The following is a 19,181-nucleotide window of genomic DNA, read 5'->3' on the forward strand; positions in this document are numbered from 1 at the left end:
GATGCCCGTGACGGCATTTCACCCGTCGCGGGTGAGGCATCGCAGCGGGCGCTCCCGGCATCCTCCGAGCAGGATCGCCAACGCTGCGTGGCCCACCCAGCGCCGGACCACCGTCGCCAGGCGCACCGGTCGGCGGACCGACCTGAGCCCACCGAGAGGGGGGAACGCTCATGACCGACCTGGACACGCTGTCGGTGAACACCGTCCGCGGTCTCTGCATGGACGCCGTCCAGAAGGCCCAGTCAGGCCACCCGGGCACGCCCATGGGGATCGCGCCCGTTGCCTACACCCTCTGGCAGCGGTTCCTGCGGTTCGATCCCCAGGACCCGATCTGGCCCAACCGCGACCGCTTCGTGCTCTCCGAGGGGCACGCCTCGACGCTGCTGTGGTCCCTGCTCCATCTGAGCGGCGTCCGTGCCGTCGACCCGGACTACGAGGTGCTGGGACGGCCGGCGGTGACGCTCGACGATCTGAAGTCGTTCCGTCAGCTCGGCTCCCGCTGCCCCGGTCACCCCGAGTACCGCTGGACGAGTGGTGTCGAGGCCACGACCGGGCCGCTCGGCCAGGGGGTGGCGGACTCCGTCGGGATGGCGATGGCCGGCAGGTGGCTCGCCGCGCGGTACAACCGGGAGGACTTCCCCCTCTTCGACTTCGACGTGTACGCGCTCGCCGGGGACGGCTGCATGATGGAGGGCGTCGCCTCGGAGGCCGCCTCGCTCGCAGGGCATCAACGGCTGTCCAACCTGTGCTGGATCTACGACTCGAACCGGGTCACCATCGAGGGCCACACCAGCATCACCTTCACCGAGGACGTCGCCGCCCGGTTCCTCGCGTACGGCTGGAACGTGGCCACCGTCGCCGATGCCAACGACCTCGACGCCGTCGCTCGCGCCTTCCACACCTTCCTGGCCGAGACCGAGCGCCCCACCCTGGTCCTGGTTCACAGCCACATCGGCTACGGCTCACCCGCCGAGGACTCACCGAAGGCCCACGGAGCACCGTTCGGACCGGACGGCGTCCGGGCGACCAAGAGCTTCCTCGGCATACCCGAGAACGAGCAGTTCTGGATTCCCGAGGAGGTCCGTGACTGGTTCGGTCAGGGCATCGGTGCGCGTGGTGCACAACTGCGCACCGCCTGGGAGAAACGGTTCGACGCATACCGCGCCGCCTGGCCCGAACTCGCCGACGAGCTGGAGCGCATGCAGCGCCGTGAACTCCCGGACGGATGGGACAGCAAGCTCCCCGACTTCCCCGCCGACCCCAAGGGTCTGGCCACCAGGGACTCCTCGGCCCAGGTGCTCAACGCCCTCGCGCAGAGCATTCCCTGGCTCCTCGGCGGCTCCGCCGACCTCGCACCGTCGACCAAGACCCATCTCACCTTCGACGGCGCGGGAGACATGCAGCCGCAGAGCCCGTCCGGGCGCAACCTCCACCTCGGCATCCGGGAGCACGCCGCAGCGGCCGTGGCCAACGGTATGGCCCTGACCAAGCTGCGGCCGTACTGGTCGGGATTCCTCATCTTCTCCGACTACGCCAAGGCGGCCATCCGGCTGTCCGCGCTGATGGAGATTCCGGTCGTTCACATCTTCACGCACGACTCCATCGGCGTCGGCGAGGACGGACCCACCCACCAGCCGGTCGAACAGCTTGCGGGCCTGCGGGCGATGCCGGGACTGCTGGTGTTCCGCCCCGGCGACGCGGGCGAAGTCGTCGAGACCTGGCGGCTGGTCGCCGGCCTGCGCCACGAGCCGGCGGCACTGGTCCTCTCCCGCCAGGCGCTGCCCACGCTCGACCGAACGCGGCTGGCCGCCGCCTCGGGTGTCGCACACGGTGCCTATGTGCTGGCGGACCCGCCCTCCGGCGAGCCACAGGTGATCCTGCTCGCCACCGGATCCGAAGTGTCCCTGGCGCTGGCCGCCCGGGACGAACTCGCAGCCGACGGCATCGGGGCCCGGGTGGTCAGCATGCCGTGCTGGGAGCTGTTCGACCGTCAGCCGCGGGAGTACCGCGACCAGGTCCTGCCGCCGACGGTGACCGCGCGGGTCGGCATCGAGCAGGCATCGACGTTCGGCTGGGACCGCTACGTGGGAGACGGGGGCGCTCTCGTCGGCATGCACACCTACGGTGCCTCGGCGCCCCTGAAACAACTGCTCACGAAGTTCGGGTTCACCCCGCAGCGGGTGGCCGAGGTCGCACGGGAGCTGGTGGAGTCCCGGCGGGAGGCGAGGGAATGAGCCGGACCTCGGCCACGAGCCGTCCGCCAACGCCCACATACGTCATTACCGACGCTCTGAAGAACGGGGAAGCCGGACATGACCACTGACACACCCATGCAGCTCGGCATGATCGGGCTCGGCCGGATGGGTGCCAATCTCGTGCGCCGGCTGATGCGTGACGGCCACCGATGCGTCGTCTACGACCTCGACCGGGAGGCCCTGCAGGAGCTGGAGAAGGAGGGGGCGACGGCCGCCACCTCGCTCCATGACTTCGTGGACAAGCTGGAAGTGCCCAGGAACGTCTGGCTGATGCTTCCCGCCGGGGTGGTGCAGGCGACACTGGACCAGCTGGCCGCGCTGCTGGACCCCGATGACACCGTCGTCGACGGCGGCAACTCGTACTACCGGGACGACATCGCCCGGGCGAAGCAGCTCGCTCCCCGCGGAATCCACTACGTCGACTGCGGGACCTCGGGCGGCGTCTGGGGTCTCGAAAGGGGCTACTGCCTGATGATCGGCGGCGAGGACGACGTGGTGGCACGGCTGAACCCGATCTTCCGCACCATCGCCCCCGGCGCCGGGGGCGTCGAGCCCACCCCGGGCAGGACCCGCGCCGACGGGACCGCGCCCGAGGGCTATCTGCACTGCGGCCCGAGCGGCGCGGGCCACTTCGTGAAGATGGTGCACAACGGAGTCGAGTACGGGATGATGGCCGCCGTCGCCGAGGGGCTCAGCATCATCAAGCACGCGGACGCGGGCCTGCGCCGCAGGGCCGTCAACGCCGAGACCGCCCCGCTGCGCGAGCCGGAGGCCTACCAGTACGAGATCGACGTCGCCGAGGTCGCCGAGGTGTGGCGCCGAGGCTCGGTCGTCAGTTCATGGCTTGTCGACCTGGCCGCCGACGCGCTGGCGCGCTCGCCCGAGCTCGACACGTTCACCGGCCGCGTCTCGGACTCGGGGGAGGGCCGCTGGACGGTCCTGGCGGCGGTCGACGAGAGCGTGCCCGCCCCGGTCATCATCTCTGCGCTGACGCAGCGGTACGAATCGCGCGGGCTGGGCGAGTTCACCGACAAGGTGCTGTCCGCGATGCGCGGCGAGTTCGGCGGTCACGCCGAGAAGGCGGGGTGAACCGTGGCCGGCCCTTCCCAGCCGGAAAGCCGTCCCCCGGTCCCGGAGGACCATGTCATCGTGCTCTTCGGCGCGACCGGCGACCTGGCCAGGCGCAAGCTCCTGCCGGGGCTTTTCCACCTGGCCAAGGCGGGGCTGATGCCGCCCCGCTTCCGTGTCATCGGCTCGGCCCCCTCCCAGGTCGCGCTCAGCGACGACGAATTCCGCAAGCAGGCACGGGAGTCGGTCACCGAGTTCGGTAGGTCGAAGCCCGAGGGCAAGGCGTGGCAGGAGTTCGAGGACGCGCTGTCCTTCGGCGCGGCCGACCCCGACGCCCCCGAGCCGCTCCTGGAGGCCGTACGGGAGGCCGAGCGGGCCGTCGGCGGCAACCCCCGCCGCCTGTTCCACCTCGCCGTGCCGCCCAAGGCCTTCGGCTCCGTCGTGGAGCTGCTCGGCACGACGGGCCTCGCCGACAACGCCCGTGTCATCGTGGAGAAACCCTTCGGCACGGACCTCCCCTCGGCCCATGCCCTCAACGCGACGATCCACGCGGTCTTCGACGAGTCCCGCGTCTTCCGCATCGACCACTTCCTCGGCAAGGAGTCCGTCGACAACATCCTCGCCCTCCGCTTCGCCAACGGCCTCCTCGAGCCCGTGTGGAACCGCGACCACATCAGCCATGTGCAGATCGACGTGCCCGAGAAGATCGGCATCGAGGGCCGCGCACAGTTCTTCGAAGGGACCGGCACCTTCCGGGACATGATCGTCACTCACCTCTTCCAGCTCATGGGGTTCGTGGCGATGGAACCCCCGACCGCCCTTGCGGCGAAGCCCCTGCGGGACGAGAAGGAGAAGGTCTTCGAGAGCATGCGGCCGCTGGATCCGGCACAGGTCGTCCGCGGCCAGTACGAGGGCTATCGCGACGAGCCGGGCGTTGACCCCCGGTCGGACACCGAGACCTTCGTCGCACTGCGCGTCGAACTCGACAACTGGCGGTGGGCCGGCGTGCCCTTCTACCTGCGCTCGGGAAAGGCGCTCGGTCAGGGGCGGCACCTCGTGACGCTCGGCTTCCGGGAACCAGCGCTTCGCATGTTCCCTCTGGCCGCGCAGAGCGGCACGGAATCCCGGAACAATGAACTTGTGATCGATTTCGATGACCCTGGCCGGATCGCCGCCCGTTTCCTGGTGAAGGAGCCAGGACCCGCCATGCGCCTGAGCGAGGCCGAGATGGTCTTCAACTACGCGGACTCCGTCGACTCGATGTACGCGCTGGAGGGATACGAGCGCCTCATCCTGGACGCGATGCTCGGGGACCAGTCCCTGTTCACCCGCTCCGACGGGATCGAGCGGCTCTGGGAGGCATCCGCCCCGCTGCTTCAGAACCCGCCGCCGGTCGAGCCCTACGCACCGGGCTCCTGGGGCCCCGAGTCGGTCGACCGGCTGATCGCGCCCTACCGGTGGAGCCTGCCGGACGCTCACTGACACCCGCGAGTGACCGTTCCTAATCAGTGAGCAGGAGTGGGTCTTGGACCCACGTCCCGGCACTGCGCGCATCCCGAACGGTTTTGGGTGCGCTGGTCGCCCGCGTTCTTTGAGTAGTCCCTGTCCGGCCAGGTGCATCGTGTGCACGCTCCGTGACGGGGCGGCGGGTTTCCTTACGTCCTCGGGTACCGCGATCGGCCTGGACGGTCCGATGCCCTGCGTCATCGCTCTGGTGATACAGGGGCGGTGCCGTCCGTCGCCGGATCGGGTGCCCGAGGGCGCGTCGTCCGATCGCGATGCTTGCCGCATCGTGTCGGGTGGTGGTGCGGTGAGGCGCTGTCATGGGTTTTTGCCAGTGCTGCGCGCCCCACTGGGAGGTGTAGGCCGGATCGACGGCCACGATGATCAGGTCCGTCTCGGCGGCCATCGAAACGAGCCGTGCCTTGAGTCTGCCGGTGGGGATGCCGGAGATGAGCTGCCGGAACCGCTTCCTGCGGCCGTGCTTCTCGCGGGTCTTCTCGGCGGTGAAGTCCAGGTCCTCAATGCCGATCGCGATGACGCCGGATCGTTTGGCCCAGTGCAGGAGTTGGGTAATGGCGTGCCGGATCTGTGCATCCCGATGGTTCGCGGTGCCCGACAGGTCGTAATGAAAGCGGTGCGGGTCGCCGACCGGGTTGCCGTGCGCGTCGAGCTGGTAGGCGGCGAAGTGGTCAGCGTTCGTGTCCACGCCGATCATGCCCTGGGCGCGGGCTGTCTCCAGCGGGATGGTCGTGACGACGGGGCGTTGCCAGGAGGCGGTCAGGTACCAGCGCCCGCGCTGCACGTCGTAGTGGATACGGTAGGCAACCGCCCGGTTCACCTCGATGCGGTCGCGCCATTCCTCGCCTCGGTGGGCGAAGGTCACGGTGGCGGCGAGGACGTAGCGGCCGTGCTTGGTGTTCGCCAGATGCGCGAGCGGTGCCGGGAGTTTGATGGACACCTCGCCGTCCGGGGTGACACGGATCGTCTCGTTCCCGAACCGCTTCCCCGATTCGCCGTCAGCGGCCAGGGACCACCGCTCCGCCCCCCAGCGTTGTCGCCACTGCTCCTCGGTGAGCTGTGCCGCAGCGAGATTGTGCCGGTTGCGTGCGAGCCGCTTCCCTCCGCGCACTACATGCACGATCCCGGCCTCGCGGTCGGCCCCCTCCTGCTCCAGCCGTGCGGTGAGTGTGTGCAGGCGGCGGGACTTGTGGAACCACTCGTGCTCGGACCGGTATCCGCCCGGTGCCCGCTTTGTGCCCTTCTCGCCGATGGGCTGGGACAGGCGGTGCACCAGCGTTCGAACACCGGCCTCAAGGCCCTGGATGTGGGCGAGCTGGCAGCGGCGGGAGAGCGCCCACTGATCGTGCGTGGCCTTCGTGATCGACCCGGCCCAGCGAGAGGAAGACTCTTCGGTCAGGTCCCGCTTGCGGGTCGCCCAGGTGTCCGTGGAGTGTTCCAGGCCGTCCGTGCACCGCTGTTTGAGGTCTCGGGAGGCCAGGCGTCCCAGGTGCTCACCCATGGCACGAAGAACCTTCTCGTCCTTGGCCGTGAGGTTTTTGAGGCGGTCGCGTGCCGCCACGCCAGATGGACCCGGGGCAACGAACGGCGCGTCGATGGAGCGGAGCTGCTTTCTCCTCGGATCAGTCACCTGCAGCCGCCGCCTCAAGAGCCTTACGGGCACGGTCCTTCGCAGAGCGACGACCGTACAGACCGGCACAGAACGAGGTCAGCACATCCACGATGTCCTGTACCAGGTCGTCATCGACTTCGCCTTCGTCCAGCACCACCAGGCGACGGCCGGTCGCGGACAGCGCGGCCTCAACGAGTTCCACGTTCATCCGGCCGAGGCGGTCCTTGTGCTCCACGACCACCGTGATCACCGCCGGATCGGCGAGTAGTCGCCTGGCCTTGGTCCGGCCGCCGTTCATCCCGGAGGCGATCTCGGACTCGATCCGCACCACCCGGTGCCCGGCCTTCGCTGCCCACTCCGACAGCCGGGCCGTCTGGCGCTCCAGATCGGCTTTCTGGTCGTGGGACGAGACTCGGGCATACAGGCCCACGCCGCCTGTCGCAGTCGGTGACGAGTTCGCCTCGACGTTCACCAGAATCGTGCGCGGCCCGACCCGCTCAGCAGGGACCGGAAGCGTGCCCTCACGGAACCAGCGATACGCCGTATGCGGGTGCACACCGTTCGCTATCGCCCATTCCTTGAGGTTCATCGAGCGACTATAACACTCACTCAGAGGCATTAACGCACACTAGAGTTGACTCAACTCCGAGCAGTTCCCGACCCCGTGCGGCCGGGCCCGGTGCCCGGCCGTGCCCGCGGCTGCTCCGGATGACACCGCCACATCATCCCCACGGGCTACGCGTGGCGCGGCGGGCGGCATCTGCCGCCCCCGGCGACCGCCTCACCCTTCTAGCCTCGACGGCATGCTGGGGCTTCCGGATCACGTACGCACTTGCCTGTTCGACCTCGACGGCGTCCTCACGCGCACCGCGAAGGTGCACGCGGCGGCATGGAAGGAGATGTTCGACGACTACCTTCGCCGGCGCGCCGAACGTGAGGGCGTTCCCTTCGAGCCGTTCGACGCCGTGCACGACTACGACGAGTACGTGGACGGCCGGCCGCGCGAGGACGGGGTGCGCACCTTCCTCGCCTCGCGGGGGATCCGGCTGCCCGAGGGTGCGCCCGACGAGGGGCCGGACAGAGAGACGGTGAACGGCCTGGGCACCCGTAAGAACGCGCTGGTGCTCCGCAAGATCCGTGAGGAGGGGGTGGAGGCCTACGAGGGCTCGGTGGCGTATGTGAGCGCCGCCAGGGACGCGGGTCTGCGGCGTGCCGTGGTCTCCTCCAGCGCCAACTGCCGCGATGTGCTGGCCGCGGCGGGCATCGAGGCTCTTTTCGAGGAGCGCATCGACGGGGTCGTCGCCAGGGAGCAGCGTTTGCGGGGCAAGCCGCAACCGGACACCTATCTGGCCGCCGCCCGTGCCCTGGGCGCCGAACCGGGTGTAGCGGCCGTCTTCGAGGACGCGCTGGCGGGCGTGGAGGCCGGCCGGGCAGGGGGGTTCGGGCTTGTCGTGGGCATCGACAGGACTGGGCAGGCCGCGGAGCTCCGGCGTCACGGCGCGGACATCGTGGTGAACGATCTCGCCGAACTGCTGGAGTCACGATGATCACCCATCCCAGCTATGCGGTCGAACCGTGGTGCCTGCGCGAGACCGAGCTGAACCTCGACGTCCTCGCCCAGAGCGAGTCCGTGTTCGCGCTTGCCAACGGCCACATCGGATGGCGCGGCAATCTCGACGAGGGCGAACCGCACGGGCTGCCCGGCGCCTATCTCAACGGTGTCCACGAACTGCATCCGCTGCCGTACGCCGAGGCCGGCTACGGCTATCCGGAGTCCGGTCAGACGATGATCAACGTCACCGACGGGAAGATCATCCGGCTGCTGGTGGACGACCACCCCTACGACCTGCGGTATGGCGAACTGACGGCACACGAGCGGGTACTGGACTTCCGCACAGGAGTCCTCCGCCGCACCGCGGAGTGGACCTCCCCGGGCGGCCGCGCCGTCCGCATCACCTCGTACCGGCTGGTGTCGTTCACCCAGCGCGCCATCGCGGCGATTGCGTACGAGGTGGAGCCGCTGGACGCTGGGGCCACCGTGGCCGTTCAGTCCGAGCTGGTCGCCAACGAGCAGATGCCGCACGACACCGGCGATCCGCGGGTCGCGGCCGCGGTCGAGTCCCCGCTCGAGGCGGAGGAGGACTTCGCCCAGGGCACGCGGCTGCGCCTGGTGCACCGCACCAGGAAGAGCGGCCAGCGGGTGGCGGCCGCGGCCGAGCACATCGTCGAGGGCCCCGAGGGGACGGCCTGGTCGGCCGAGAGCGAGCCCGACGTCAGCAGACTCACGGTCACCGCCGCCCTGGCGCCCGGCGAGCGGCTGCGGCTGGTGAAGTTCGTGGCGTACGGGTGGTCCGCGGAGAGGTCGCTGCCCGCCGTCCACGACCAGGTCGACGGCGCGGTCGCCGCCGCCCGCAGCACCGGCTGGGACGGGCTGCTCGCCGAGCAGCGGGCCTATCTGGACGACTTCTGGTCCGGCGCGGACGTCGAGGTGGACGGGGACGCGGAGATCCAGCAGGCCGTGCGCTTCGGGCTGTTCCATGTGCTGCAGGCCGCGGCCCGCGGCGAGGAACGGGCGATCCCCGCCAAGGGGCTGACGGGGACGGGCTACGACGGGCACTCGTTCTGGGACGTGGAGTCCTTCGTCCTCCCGGTGCTCACCTACACGGCCCCCCAGTCCGTCGCTTCGGTCCTGCGCTGGCGGCACACGACCCTGCCCGCGGCCCGGGACCGCGCCCATCAGCTCGGGCTGGCCGGAGCGGCGTTCCCGTGGCGGACCATCACCGGCGCGGAATGCTCGGCGTACTGGCCGGCGGGCACGGCCGCGTTTCATGTCAACGCCGATATCGCCGACGCCGTGCTGCGGTACGTGACCGCCACCGGCGACGAGGCGTTCGAGCGGGGGCCGGGACTGGAACTGCTGGTGCACACCGCGCGGCTCTGGCACTCGCTCGGCCACCACGACGCGGAGGGCGTCTTCCATATCGACGGCGTCACGGGCCCCGACGAGTACAGCGCCATCGCTCGCGACAACCTCTACACCAACCTGATGGCGCGCCGGAATCTGGTGGCTGCCGCGGAGGCGGCGGTGCGCCACGTGGAACACGCGGAGGAACTGGGGGTCGACGACGAGGAGACCGCCGCATGGCGGGACGCCGCCGCCCGGATCGCCGTGCCGTACAACGAGACGCTCGGTGTGCACGAGCAGTCGGCCGGGTTCACGGGCTTCCAGCGGTGGGACTTCGACCACACCTCCCCGCAGCAGTACCCGCTGATGCTGCATTTCCCGTACTTCGACCTCTACCGCAAACAGGTCGTAAAACAGGCGGACCTGGTCCTCGCCATGCTGACCTGCGGCGACGCCTTCACCACCGAGGAGAAGGCCCGCAACTTCGCCTACTACGAGCAGCTGACCGTACGGGACTCCTCGCTGTCGGCGTGCTGCCAGGCCGTCATGGCCGCCGAGACGGGACACCTCCGGCTGGCCTATGCCTATCTGGGCGAGGCGGCCCTGATGGACCTGGAGAACCTGGAGCACAACACCCGCGACGGCCTGCACATCGCCTCCCTTGCGGGCACCTGGATGGCGCTGGTGCTCGGGCTTGGAGGAATGCGCCAGTGCGACGGGGAGGGCGGTGCGGGCGGTCTGGGGTTCGCCCCGCGGCTGCCCGAGCATCTCTCCGGCCTTCGGTTCACCGTGCTGGTGCGGGGGCGCAGGCTGCGTGTGGACATCCGCAGCTCCGCAGCCGTCTACACCCTGGTGGAGGGGGACCCGCTGAAGGTCCTGCACCACGGCGAGCCGTTCACCGTCACGGTGTCCCGGCCCGTGGAGCGTCCCCTGACGCCGGTGCCCGTAAAACCGGAACCGCTGCAGCCCAGGGGCCGTCGCCCTGCCGACCGCATGGGCGCCGCGGCGATGACCGGCGGGGAGGCGGTCGGCTGACCTGTCAGCCGCTGAGGTCCGCGCGGCGAGCGGCGGAATGGGCAGCGTGACGGGCCGTGGCGCCGTTGTGCGATCACGGCCCGTCACATAGCGGCGAGGTCCGACAGTCCGGGGGGGCCTTTCCGACCCGCCGCGGCGTCAGGTGGACCAGATGACTCCGCCGTTGTGAAGAATGACGACCTTGCCGTCCGCCCGCAGGGCCAGCTGGGCGTTCTCGTGGCCGTGGCTCTTGGAGGCCCAGATGGGGCGGTCGTCGGCGTTGTGGATGACGAGGTTGCCGTCCTGCTGGAAGATTGCCCGGTGGTTGGCGCCGAACGTCATGGCCGCCCAGATGGGCTTGCCCTTCTCGTTGTAGACGACGAGGTTGCCGTCGCTCTGCATGACCATGCGGATGCGGTTGGTGGACCAGGCCTGTCCGACCTGCAGGACACTGGTCGCGTAGACGGTCTTGGTGCCCCAGTTCGGCTTCGGGGTCGACTTTGGCTTGGGCTTCGCCTCGGCCTTCTTCTCGGGCGAGCTGCTCGCCTTGGGGCTCGGCGAGGGCGCGGCAGGCTGGACGACGGCGACTTTCGGAGCCTCGCTCTTCTTGGGCTTCGCCTTGCCCGGGGACGAACTGGGCTTCTCGGCCACGTAGTCGTCGAGCACGGCGGGGGCGGAGCTCGCGTTCAGGACGGTGTCGGAGTCCGCGGCCAGCCCCTTGGCGGAGTCGGGTCGCTCGTCGTTCGCGCTCCCCGCCAGCAGCAGGGGTATGGCGACCAGGACGGCGCCGGCGATCGCGGCCCCCGCCAGGATCGGCTTGCGGGGGCGTCCTGTGTCGGTACCGGTGTCGGCGTTGACGTCCGGCGGTGCCGTTCCGACGGCCGCCGCCACGGCGACGCCCTCCTCGGGCTCCTCGGCGGGCTTGGCGGCGGCCGGGGGCGGGGCGGCGGCGGTGGCGGTCACGGCAGCGGTCTCCCCGCTCGGGGCAGTGCCTGACTCCGCCTTGGGGGCCGCGGCGGGGCTCGGGGCCTGCTCGTCCGGTGCCGAGGACGGGGGTGGCGACCCGGCCTCCTCTGCGCGGGCGGCGGCCGCCTCCGCGTTCGCGCCGGGGGTGTGGTGCTGGGGGGACATGCGGTACTCCTCCTCGGTGGCGGAGCTGTCGGTGGTGGGCACGGGCCCGCACAGCGGCCGGGCCGGACGAACGGCGGTCGGCGCGGCGGGCTTGGGCAAGTGCCGCGTCGAGTGAGCCGGTTCGGCTCTCGGTCCTGGTCGTCGAGTTCCGCGTGACCCTCCACGGCGGCGGCCGCGGACCCGGTCCGAGCCTTTCCGGGCTGCGAACCTTTCCGAGCCGCGAAGTCCTCCCGTACAGCCCTGGCTTGGACGTCCGGGCGGAAGGCATGTGTACGTCGACGGGTCCGATGGCACACCCAACTTAGCCCGTCACAGGGGCGACAGCAGCACCCCCAGCCCCAACCGCCCCCCGGCTTTTGTCCACCCACGCCTCACTGGTCCCAAAAGTTCACCACCCGGGCAGCAAACGGGCACGCGGGCCCCTGATACGGACATGACCCGGTCGCCCACGGGCGGGGCGCGTGTGGCATCCTGTTGGCTCCCCGATCTGATCAACGTCGAGGTGCGCGCATGGCGCGCGGCACCCAAGAATTCGTACGGACCGAAGAGTTCAGGTGAAAATGCGGCCCGGAGAACGGCAAGAGGTCAGGCATGATGCCTTGTCCGTGGTGCCTGACGGCTCCGGCCCGACCGCCGCTTCCGAGCCAGTCGTTGCCGACGTCACCGAGATCACCGAATTAGCGGACACGCCCGAGATACCCGAGGCCGTGCGGGCCGCCGCCCGCCGGGCGCCGGGGCACTGGATCGGCGTGGTCGACCCGGAGTGGACCGAGGAGCGGACGCCGCCGGAGTGGGCGGTGCTGGGGGAGTGGCAGTCGGACGAGGACGGGGGCGTGGGGGACTACCGCGCCAACCCGGCGTACCGGCCCTCGGCCCGGGTGCTCGGCTGGCCGGAGCCCAGCGACCCGGTGGACGCGGCGGCGCAGCGTGCCGCCACCGGTTACGGCTCGGTGGACGAGGCGCTCGCGGCGCTCGCGGAGGCGGAGATCACAGTGGTGCGCGGGCCGGACGGCGGGCCGCTCACGGCCACCGGCCTGGACGGGGCACCGGTGGTGCTGTTGTTCACCTCGCCGGTACACGAGTTCATGTCCGCGGCACTTCGACATGACACGCTTCCCGCAAGCGAGTTGGCCCGTTCACTGAGTGATTCGGGCACCCGGTTGCTGGCGAACGCCGGAGCCGCGGCCCCCTTGCTCGTCCCGGCGGACAGTCTTCTCGATCCCGTACGTGTGCCGGGTGCCGAGGGGGCGCCCGCAGCAGAGGCCGTGACGGTGGAGAGCTCCGGCGGCCTCTCCGGCTCGGCGGACCGTACCGGCTCGGCGGACCGTACCGGCCCTGCGGACCGTACCGGCCCTGCGGACCGTACCGGCCCTGCGGCCGCCGCCCGGACCGACAGCTCTCCTGAACCCTGGCCCCACACCTCAGGGAGGACCACGTGACACGTTCGGCCCCACAACCCCCCACCTCCCCGCCTGCCGAGCCCGGTTCCGACGGCCTGGAGACGGCCGCGACCGCAGCCGTCGCCGAGCCCGCACCCGCACCCAATACCGAGCCCAACTCTGAGCCCGCGGAGGCGAAGAGCGGAGCCGAGGCCGGTACGAAACTTGCCGCGGCCGAGGAGACGGCCGCACAGGGCAGCACCACAGAGCCCGAAGGTGGCGCCGGCTCCGAGACCGGCACCAACTCCGAGAGCCGGGCCGGCTCCGAGACCGGCACCGGCTCCGAGAGCGGTGCGGCCTCCGGCAGTCAGTCCGAAGCCGAAGGCGACCCCGGTGCCGCCGCGGCCGCCAAGAGCCGGCTGCCGGCGTTCGTACGGACCATGACCGTGACCGCGATCGACCGGCCGCAGCAGCAGGCCGGACCGGTGGGGCGGCCGGGTAGGGCGGTGCTGGCCGGGGCCGCGGTCGCGGGGGCGCTGCTCGTGTCGGTGCCGTTCATGATGCTCGGCGGGAGCGACGAAAAGGACCGCAGGGGGCCGGCGTCGGAGGGAACAGTGCTCGGCGGGAACGCGCAGGACGCACCGGGCGAGTTCGCTGCGACCACGCCCGATACCGGTTCCTCTGGCGACGGCAAGAAGGACCCCGACCAGCAGGGCAAGCAGAAGGAGCCGGTGAAAGAGGCTTCCGCGTCCGCCCCGGTGAAGGGCGGGGACAAGGGCGAGGGCCGGCCGAAGGACGCCGGTAACAAGGACCAGCCGGAGCAACAGAGCGGCGGGGAGAAGTCCGACGGCAGCAAGGACCAGCCCGCGAAGGCCGGTTCGGGCGTGACTCTCAGTGCCCCCGTCTCCCTGCGCAGTCACCTCTCGGGCCGTTGCATCGACGTACCGGGCGGCGACTTCAGCGACGGCAAGAAGCTGTTCGTGTGGGACTGCAACAACGGCCCCGCGCAGAAGTGGCAGTTCGCCTCCGACGGCACCGTCCGCATCAAGGGCATGTGCCTGGACGTGGCCAACGCGAACTACAACGACGGCACCCCCATCCAGATCGCCTGGTGCAGTGGCAACGCCGCCCAGAAATTCGTCCTGAACGCCAGCCACGACCTGGTCAACACTGTTGTCGGCAAGTGCGTCGACATCAAGGACAACAACCGGGGCAGCGGGGCCTGGCTGCAGCTGTGGAGCTGCGCGGGGACCGACAACCAGAAGTGGAGCGTCTGACAGGACGCCCGCAGACCGGGTACACCGCTCTCGGCACTCGCCCGCCCCCAGGGCGAGGCATGATGGCACCGTCGGCTCGCCGACACGCGCCCCCGGACGAGGGGGCGCCCACTGCAGACGCCCCCGTGGCAAGGAGGTTGGTGCGTGTCGCGCCAGGTACTGACCGTCGGTCCGGGGGACCGGGACCGCTACCGGACGATCGGTGAGGCACTCGCGGCCGCCCGTACCGGCGCACTCATCAGCGTCCGGCCCGGGACATACGCGGAGAACCTGGTGATCAACACCAGGGTCACCCTCACCGCCGCCGAAGGGCGGGGGACGGTGGAGATCCGCCCGCGCTCGGGCAGCGTGATCGCGCTGCGCGCCGACGCCGTGATGCTCTCCGAACTGACTCTGCGCGGCGGCGACGCCGAACTGCCGGCCGTGGACGTGCGGCGTGGGCAGGCCGCCCTCGACGGCTGTGAGGTCGTCGGCGCCGCCTGGACCGCGATGCTGGCCGGCGGAACGGGTTCACTCGCGCTGCGGGAGTGCCGGGTGAGCAACCCGCAGGGCGCGGGCATCGTGGTCACCTCGACCACGCCAACCACCGTGGAGTCCTGCACCTTCGAACACCTCGGCACCAGCGGCCTGGTCATCGCCGAGCAGGGCGAGGCACGCATCCGCGGTTGCACGGTCCGCGACGCCCGCGGCAACGGCCTGCTCGCCAACGGCGAGGCCCGCGGCACCGTCGAGGACTGCGACATCTCCTCCACCGACAAACCCTCCATCGCCCTGGAGCAGAACTGCTCCCTCTCGGTGGTCCGCACCGTGGTGCACGACACCAGCACCGGCGTGCACCTGAGCAGCGGTGGCCGTACGACGCTGGAGGACGTCCGCGTCACCGGAGCGTCCGGGAACGGCATCACACTGGCCCAGGGAACCGACCCGGTACTGCGCCGCTGCCGCGTCTCGCGTACGCGCGGCCACGGAGTGCTCGTCACCGACCGCGCGCGCGGCACCTTCGAGGACTGCTGGGTGGACGGCGCGCAGGGCGCGGCGCTGCGGGTCGCGGGAGCCGCCTCCCCGGCCCTGACCGGCCTGACAGTCCGCGACTGCGACCAGACCGGGCTGCTCCTGGAGGAGGACTCGGCGCCGGAGCTGGACCACCTCGAGGTGATCGGCGGCTCGCCCGCGATCGCGGTGCACGGCGGTGCCAACCCGCTGCTGCGACGGGCCCGGCTGGTGGAACCCTCCGGTGACGGCATCTCAACCGCCAAGGACGCCCGCGGCCGCGTAGAGGACTGCGAGATCGTCCGGCCGAAGGGCGCGGGTGTACGCGTCGCCTCCGGCAGCACCCTCTACCTGGCCGGTGGCGGAGTCTCCGACACGGCCACCAGCGGTCTGGTCGTGGAGGACGGCGGCAACGTCACCGTCCGCGACTTCCGCGTCGAGATATCCGGCGAGGAGGGTGTGGTCGTCGCAACGGGCGGCGAGCTGACCGCCAACCGCACCGCGGTGCACGCCCCCAAGGGCCACGGTTTCCTCCTCCGCGAGGGCGCGCTCGCCTCGCTCAGCGGCTGCGAGGTCTCCGGCGGCGCCCAGGACGGCTTCCGGGTGGAGTCCACCGCGCCGGTGTCCCTGGTGAACTGCCTCGCCCGGGAGAACGAAGGCGGCGGCCTGGTGCAGACCGCGCCCGGCGACCGGCTGGCCGTTGAGGGACTGAACAGCACCGGCAACGGCAAGCGGGACGCGTGGGGCAGCGGCAGCGCAGAGAACACCGACCCGGCCGGCTCCGGCGCCGCGGACGCACCCCCGCCGGACCGCGCGGACGGCCCGCTCGGCGCCCTGAACGCGCTGATCGGCCTGGAGAACGTCAAGCAGCAGGTGCGCACCCTGGTCAACCTGACGCAGCTCGCCCAGCGCCGCGAACAACTCGGCATGTCGGCCCCGCCGATGAGCCGGCATCTGATCTTCGCCGGTCCGCCCGGCACCGGTAAGACCACCGTCGCCCGCCTGTACGGGGCGATCCTCGCCGAACTGGGTTCGCTGCGCAGCGGGCACCTGGTGGAGGTCTCCCGAGCCGACCTGGTCGCGCAGGTCGTCGGCGGTACCGCGATCAAGACCACCGATACCTTCCAACGGGCGCTCGGCGGTGTGCTGTTCATCGACGAGGCGTACACGCTCGCCTCGGACAGCGGCAACGGCGGCGCCGACTTCGGCCGTGAGGCGGTGGACACCCTGCTGAAGCTGATGGAGGACCACCGCGACGACGTGGTGGTGGTCGCGGCCGGCTACTCCCGCGAGATGGAGTCCTTCCTCGGCTCCAACCCCGGCTTGGCTTCCCGCTTTTCGCGGACCGTCGAGTTCGAGAACTACTCGGTGCCCGAACTGGTCGCGATCATGGAGAACATGTGCGCCCAGCACCAGTACGAGCTGGGCGAGGGCACCGCGGCCGCGCTGGCCGCGCACTTCGAGGCGATGCCTCGGGACAGCGGCTTCGGCAACGGCCGTGCCGCACGCGGGGTGTTCGAGGAGATGGTGGACAGACAGGCGGTCCGGCTCGCCACCCTGCAGCAGGTCGGTGAGCACGACCTGCGGCTGCTGCTGCCGGAGGACGTCTCCGCCACCGCCGGCGCGTTGGCCGCCGAGACCGCGGCCCCGGCCGACGACCCGCTGACCCGCCTCGGCGACATGATCGGCCTGGCCGAGGTGAAGCGCGAGGTCGCGGACCTGGTCAACCTCATCACCACCGCCCGCCACCGTGCCGCCGCCGGGCTGCCGGTGCCCTCCCTCAGCAACCACCTGGTCTTCACCGGCCCGCCCGGTACGGGCAAGACCACCGTCGCCCGCCTCTACGGGGAGATCCTGACCCAGCTCGGCATCCTCGACCGGGGCCAGCTGATCGAGGCGGCCCGCGCCGACCTGGTCGGCCGCTACATCGGCCACACCGCCCAGCTGACCCGCGAGGTCTTCGAACGGGCCCGCGGCGGCGTGCTGTTCATCGACGAGGCGTACACCCTCACCCCGCGCGGCGGCGGCGCCGACTTCGGCCAGGAGGCCGTGGACACCCTGCTGAAGCTGATGGAGGACCACCGCGACGAGGTGGTCGTCATCGTCGCCGGCTACACGGACGAGATGGAGCGCTTCCTCGCCTCCAACCCGGGCCTGTCCTCCCGCTTCCCGCGCCGGATCTCCTTCGCGGACTACTCCTCCGAGGAACTGGTCACCATCGTGCGGGCCCAGGCCTCGAGCATGGGCTACGAGTGCGGAGCCGGCACCGGCCCGCTGCTCAAGGAGTACTTCGACTCGCTGCCCCGGGACCGCTCCTTCGGCAACGCCCGCCTGGCCCGTCAGGTGGTCGAGTCGATGGTCACCCGCCAGGCGGGGCGGCTCAGTTCACTGGCCACACCCACTCTGGACGACCTGCGCATCCTGCTCCCCGAGGACGTCGTGTCCGCGGCACCGAAGGCGGCCCCCCGATGACGATGCCCGCCCGCGGGGTGGCCCGCCTGCTGTCCGGCACCGGACTCGCCGCCGCGCTGCTGCTGCCCGCGGCCGTCCCGGCCCAGGCGGCACCCCCGTCGCGCCTGCCGGCGGCCGACGGGAAGAAGGGCCAGGAACTGCCCGGCATGCCCTCCGCGCTCGATCCGGACGCGGATGCGGTCACCTGCACCCCCGCGTCCCGCGAGAAGGCGAAGAAGCAGGACTGGTCGCGCCAGCGCCTCGACCTGGACCGGCTGCACCAGTACAGCACCGGCGCGGGCGTGACCGTCGCCCTGATCGATACCGGTGTCGTCCCGGGCGCCGCCGGGCTCAGCGGCAGGGTCACCGCCGAGGGCACGGCCGGCGACGACTGCGTCGGCCACGGAACCTTCATGGCCGGGCTGATCGCCGGGACCGGCGACGGCGGCTCGCGTCTGACCGGTGTCGCCCCGGGCGCGAAGATCCTGGCCCTGCGCGGTACCGACCAGCGCGGTCAGGCGAGCGCCGACCTCGTCACGCAGGCGCTGCGCGAGGCGACCGAGGCCGGAGCCGACGTCATCGCAGTCGCGGCCGCCCTGCCGCGTCGTGACGCGGAACTGACCCGTGCGGTCGCCGACGCCCGCCGTGAGGGCGCGCTGGTGGTCGCCGCGGCCACCCCGGACCCGCCCCGGGGCGGCACCGACGAAATCCCGTCGCGCACCTACTGGCCGGCCGGTGAACCCGGGGTCCTTTCGGTCGCCGACATGCTTCCCGGCGGTGTCCGCCCGGACAACTCCCTGGCCACCAGCGGCATCGACCTGGCCGCCCCCGGCGCCGGGGTGGTCTCCGGCGGCCCGCGCGGCGACGGCCACTACCTCGGCGCCGGCGCCTCGGTGGCCACCGCCTACGCCGCAGGGGCCGCCGCGGCAGTCCGCGCCGTCCGGCCCGACGACTCGCCCGACGCCGTCGCGCGCCGTCTCACCGCCACCGCCTACCCCGCCGACATCCCCCAGCTGGACCCGTACGCCGCCGTCACCACGGTCCTCGGCGACTCGGGTACGGCTGCCGGCGCCGAGCGTGCCGCGGCCCCCGTGGCCGTCCGCGACACCTCGGCGGCCGACCGCGCCACCGACCGAGCCACGCTTTTCGTCCTCCTCGGCACCGCAGGCGTCCTCGCCATCCTGTGGGCGGCCTTCGCCCTCCCCAGGGCCCGCGCCCGGGGCTGGCGTCCGGCGGGTGCGGGCGGCACGGACAAGGACTGAACGGAGCTGCGGGTGGGGTGCCCCTTGGCGCCCCACCCGCAGGCCCGTACGGCCGGCCCCGGCAACTCGCCGGCGTCGGCCGTACGTTGTTCCCGACCAGTTGCCGACGCCGAAACGCCCGGCTCGAGAACTCGCCGGTCACCCATCGGTCGCGGCCGGACACCAGCGCCGTACAGCCGACCCGGAACCGGTAGCGGGGGGCCCCGGGGGGGGGCCCCCCCCCCCGGGGGGGGCGGGCCCCCGGGGGGGGGGGGGGCCCCCGGCGCCCGGGCCCGGGGGGGCGCCCCCCCCGGCCGGGGGCGAACCCTAGGCCCCG

At 71.4% G+C, this 19,181-nt stretch carries 12 protein-coding genes; 9 read left to right on the plus strand and 3 right to left on the minus strand.

The window, feature by feature from the left end:
* Positions 1-170 precede the first annotated feature (170 nt).
* From tkt to zwf, 3 genes are all read left to right on the plus strand, one after another.
* The gene (gene tkt, locus ACFYWY_RS13380) at positions 171-2,234 is read left to right on the plus strand and encodes a transketolase (RefSeq protein ID WP_389184406.1); all 2,064 of its coding nucleotides are present in this window, start codon (positions 171-173) and stop codon (positions 2,232-2,234) included.
* Positions 2,235-2,312: 78 nt separating this feature from the next.
* Positions 2,313-3,344, plus strand: a complete 1,032-nt coding sequence (gnd, locus tag ACFYWY_RS13385; RefSeq protein WP_389184409.1) for a phosphogluconate dehydrogenase (NAD(+)-dependent, decarboxylating) — start codon at positions 2,313-2,315, stop codon at positions 3,342-3,344.
* 3 nt (positions 3,345-3,347) lie between these two features.
* The gene (gene zwf, locus ACFYWY_RS13390) at positions 3,348-4,805 is read left to right on the plus strand and encodes a glucose-6-phosphate dehydrogenase (RefSeq protein ID WP_389184412.1); all 1,458 of its coding nucleotides are present in this window, start codon (positions 3,348-3,350) and stop codon (positions 4,803-4,805) included.
* A 19-nt stretch (positions 4,806-4,824) separates the two neighbouring features.
* Here zwf and ACFYWY_RS13395 read toward each other — a convergent pair whose 3' ends face one another.
* Both ACFYWY_RS13395 and ACFYWY_RS13400 read right to left on the minus strand, forming a co-directional pair.
* On the minus strand, positions 4,825-6,405 hold the full coding sequence (locus ACFYWY_RS13395; protein WP_389184414.1) for an IS200/IS605 family accessory protein TnpB-related protein: 1,581 nt from the start codon (positions 6,403-6,405) through the stop codon (positions 4,825-4,827).
* Between the two features lie 61 nt (positions 6,406-6,466).
* Positions 6,467-7,045 carry an IS607 family transposase gene (locus ACFYWY_RS13400; protein WP_389184417.1) on the minus strand — a complete coding sequence of 193 codons (579 nt, stop codon included), beginning with the start codon at positions 7,043-7,045 and terminating at the stop codon, positions 6,467-6,469.
* Positions 7,046-7,259: 214 nt separating this feature from the next.
* On the opposite strand from ACFYWY_RS13400, the gene ACFYWY_RS13405 reads away from it, so the two are divergent.
* Together ACFYWY_RS13405 and ACFYWY_RS13410 are read left to right on the plus strand one after the other, a co-directional pair.
* Entirely contained in the window at positions 7,260-8,003 is a 744-nt protein-coding gene (locus ACFYWY_RS13405) for an HAD family hydrolase (protein WP_389184420.1), read from the plus strand.
* Entirely contained in the window at positions 8,000-10,396 is a 2,397-nt protein-coding gene (locus ACFYWY_RS13410; protein WP_389184422.1) for a glycoside hydrolase family 65 protein, read from the plus strand. Before ACFYWY_RS13405 ends, ACFYWY_RS13410 begins: the two co-directional genes overlap by 4 nt.
* 138 nt (positions 10,397-10,534) lie before the next feature.
* Here ACFYWY_RS13410 and ACFYWY_RS13415 read toward each other — a convergent pair whose 3' ends face one another.
* A complete protein-coding gene (locus ACFYWY_RS13415) occupies positions 10,535-11,506 on the minus strand; it encodes a mannose-binding protein (RefSeq protein WP_389184425.1) in 972 nt (323 codons plus the stop codon).
* A gap of 605 nt (positions 11,507-12,111) precedes the next feature.
* Between ACFYWY_RS13415 and ACFYWY_RS13420 the strand changes: the two genes are divergently transcribed.
* The 4 genes from ACFYWY_RS13420 (at position 12,112) to ACFYWY_RS13435 (ending at position 18,865) form a co-directional block, all read left to right on the plus strand.
* Complete coding sequence (locus tag ACFYWY_RS13420; RefSeq protein WP_389184458.1) at positions 12,112-12,945, plus strand: type VII secretion system-associated protein; 834 nt, start codon at positions 12,112-12,114, stop codon at positions 12,943-12,945.
* Complete coding sequence (locus ACFYWY_RS13425) at positions 12,942-14,162, plus strand: ricin-type beta-trefoil lectin domain protein (RefSeq protein ID WP_389184427.1); 1,221 nt, start codon at positions 12,942-12,944, stop codon at positions 14,160-14,162. The genes ACFYWY_RS13420 and ACFYWY_RS13425 overlap by 4 nt, the downstream gene beginning before the upstream one ends.
* A 144-nt stretch (positions 14,163-14,306) precedes the next feature.
* The gene (locus ACFYWY_RS13430) at positions 14,307-17,624 is read left to right on the plus strand and encodes a right-handed parallel beta-helix repeat-containing protein (RefSeq protein ID WP_389184430.1); all 3,318 of its coding nucleotides are present in this window, start codon (positions 14,307-14,309) and stop codon (positions 17,622-17,624) included.
* Positions 17,621-18,865, plus strand: coding sequence for a S8 family serine peptidase (locus ACFYWY_RS13435; RefSeq protein WP_389184433.1), 1,245 nt, complete (start codon positions 17,621-17,623; stop codon positions 18,863-18,865). Before ACFYWY_RS13430 ends, ACFYWY_RS13435 begins: the two co-directional genes overlap by 4 nt.
* Positions 18,866-19,181 lie beyond the last annotated feature (316 nt).

The sequence above is a fragment of the Streptomyces sp. NPDC002870 genome, assembly GCF_042888505.1.
GTDB lineage: Bacteria > Actinomycetota > Actinomycetes > Streptomycetales > Streptomycetaceae > Streptomyces.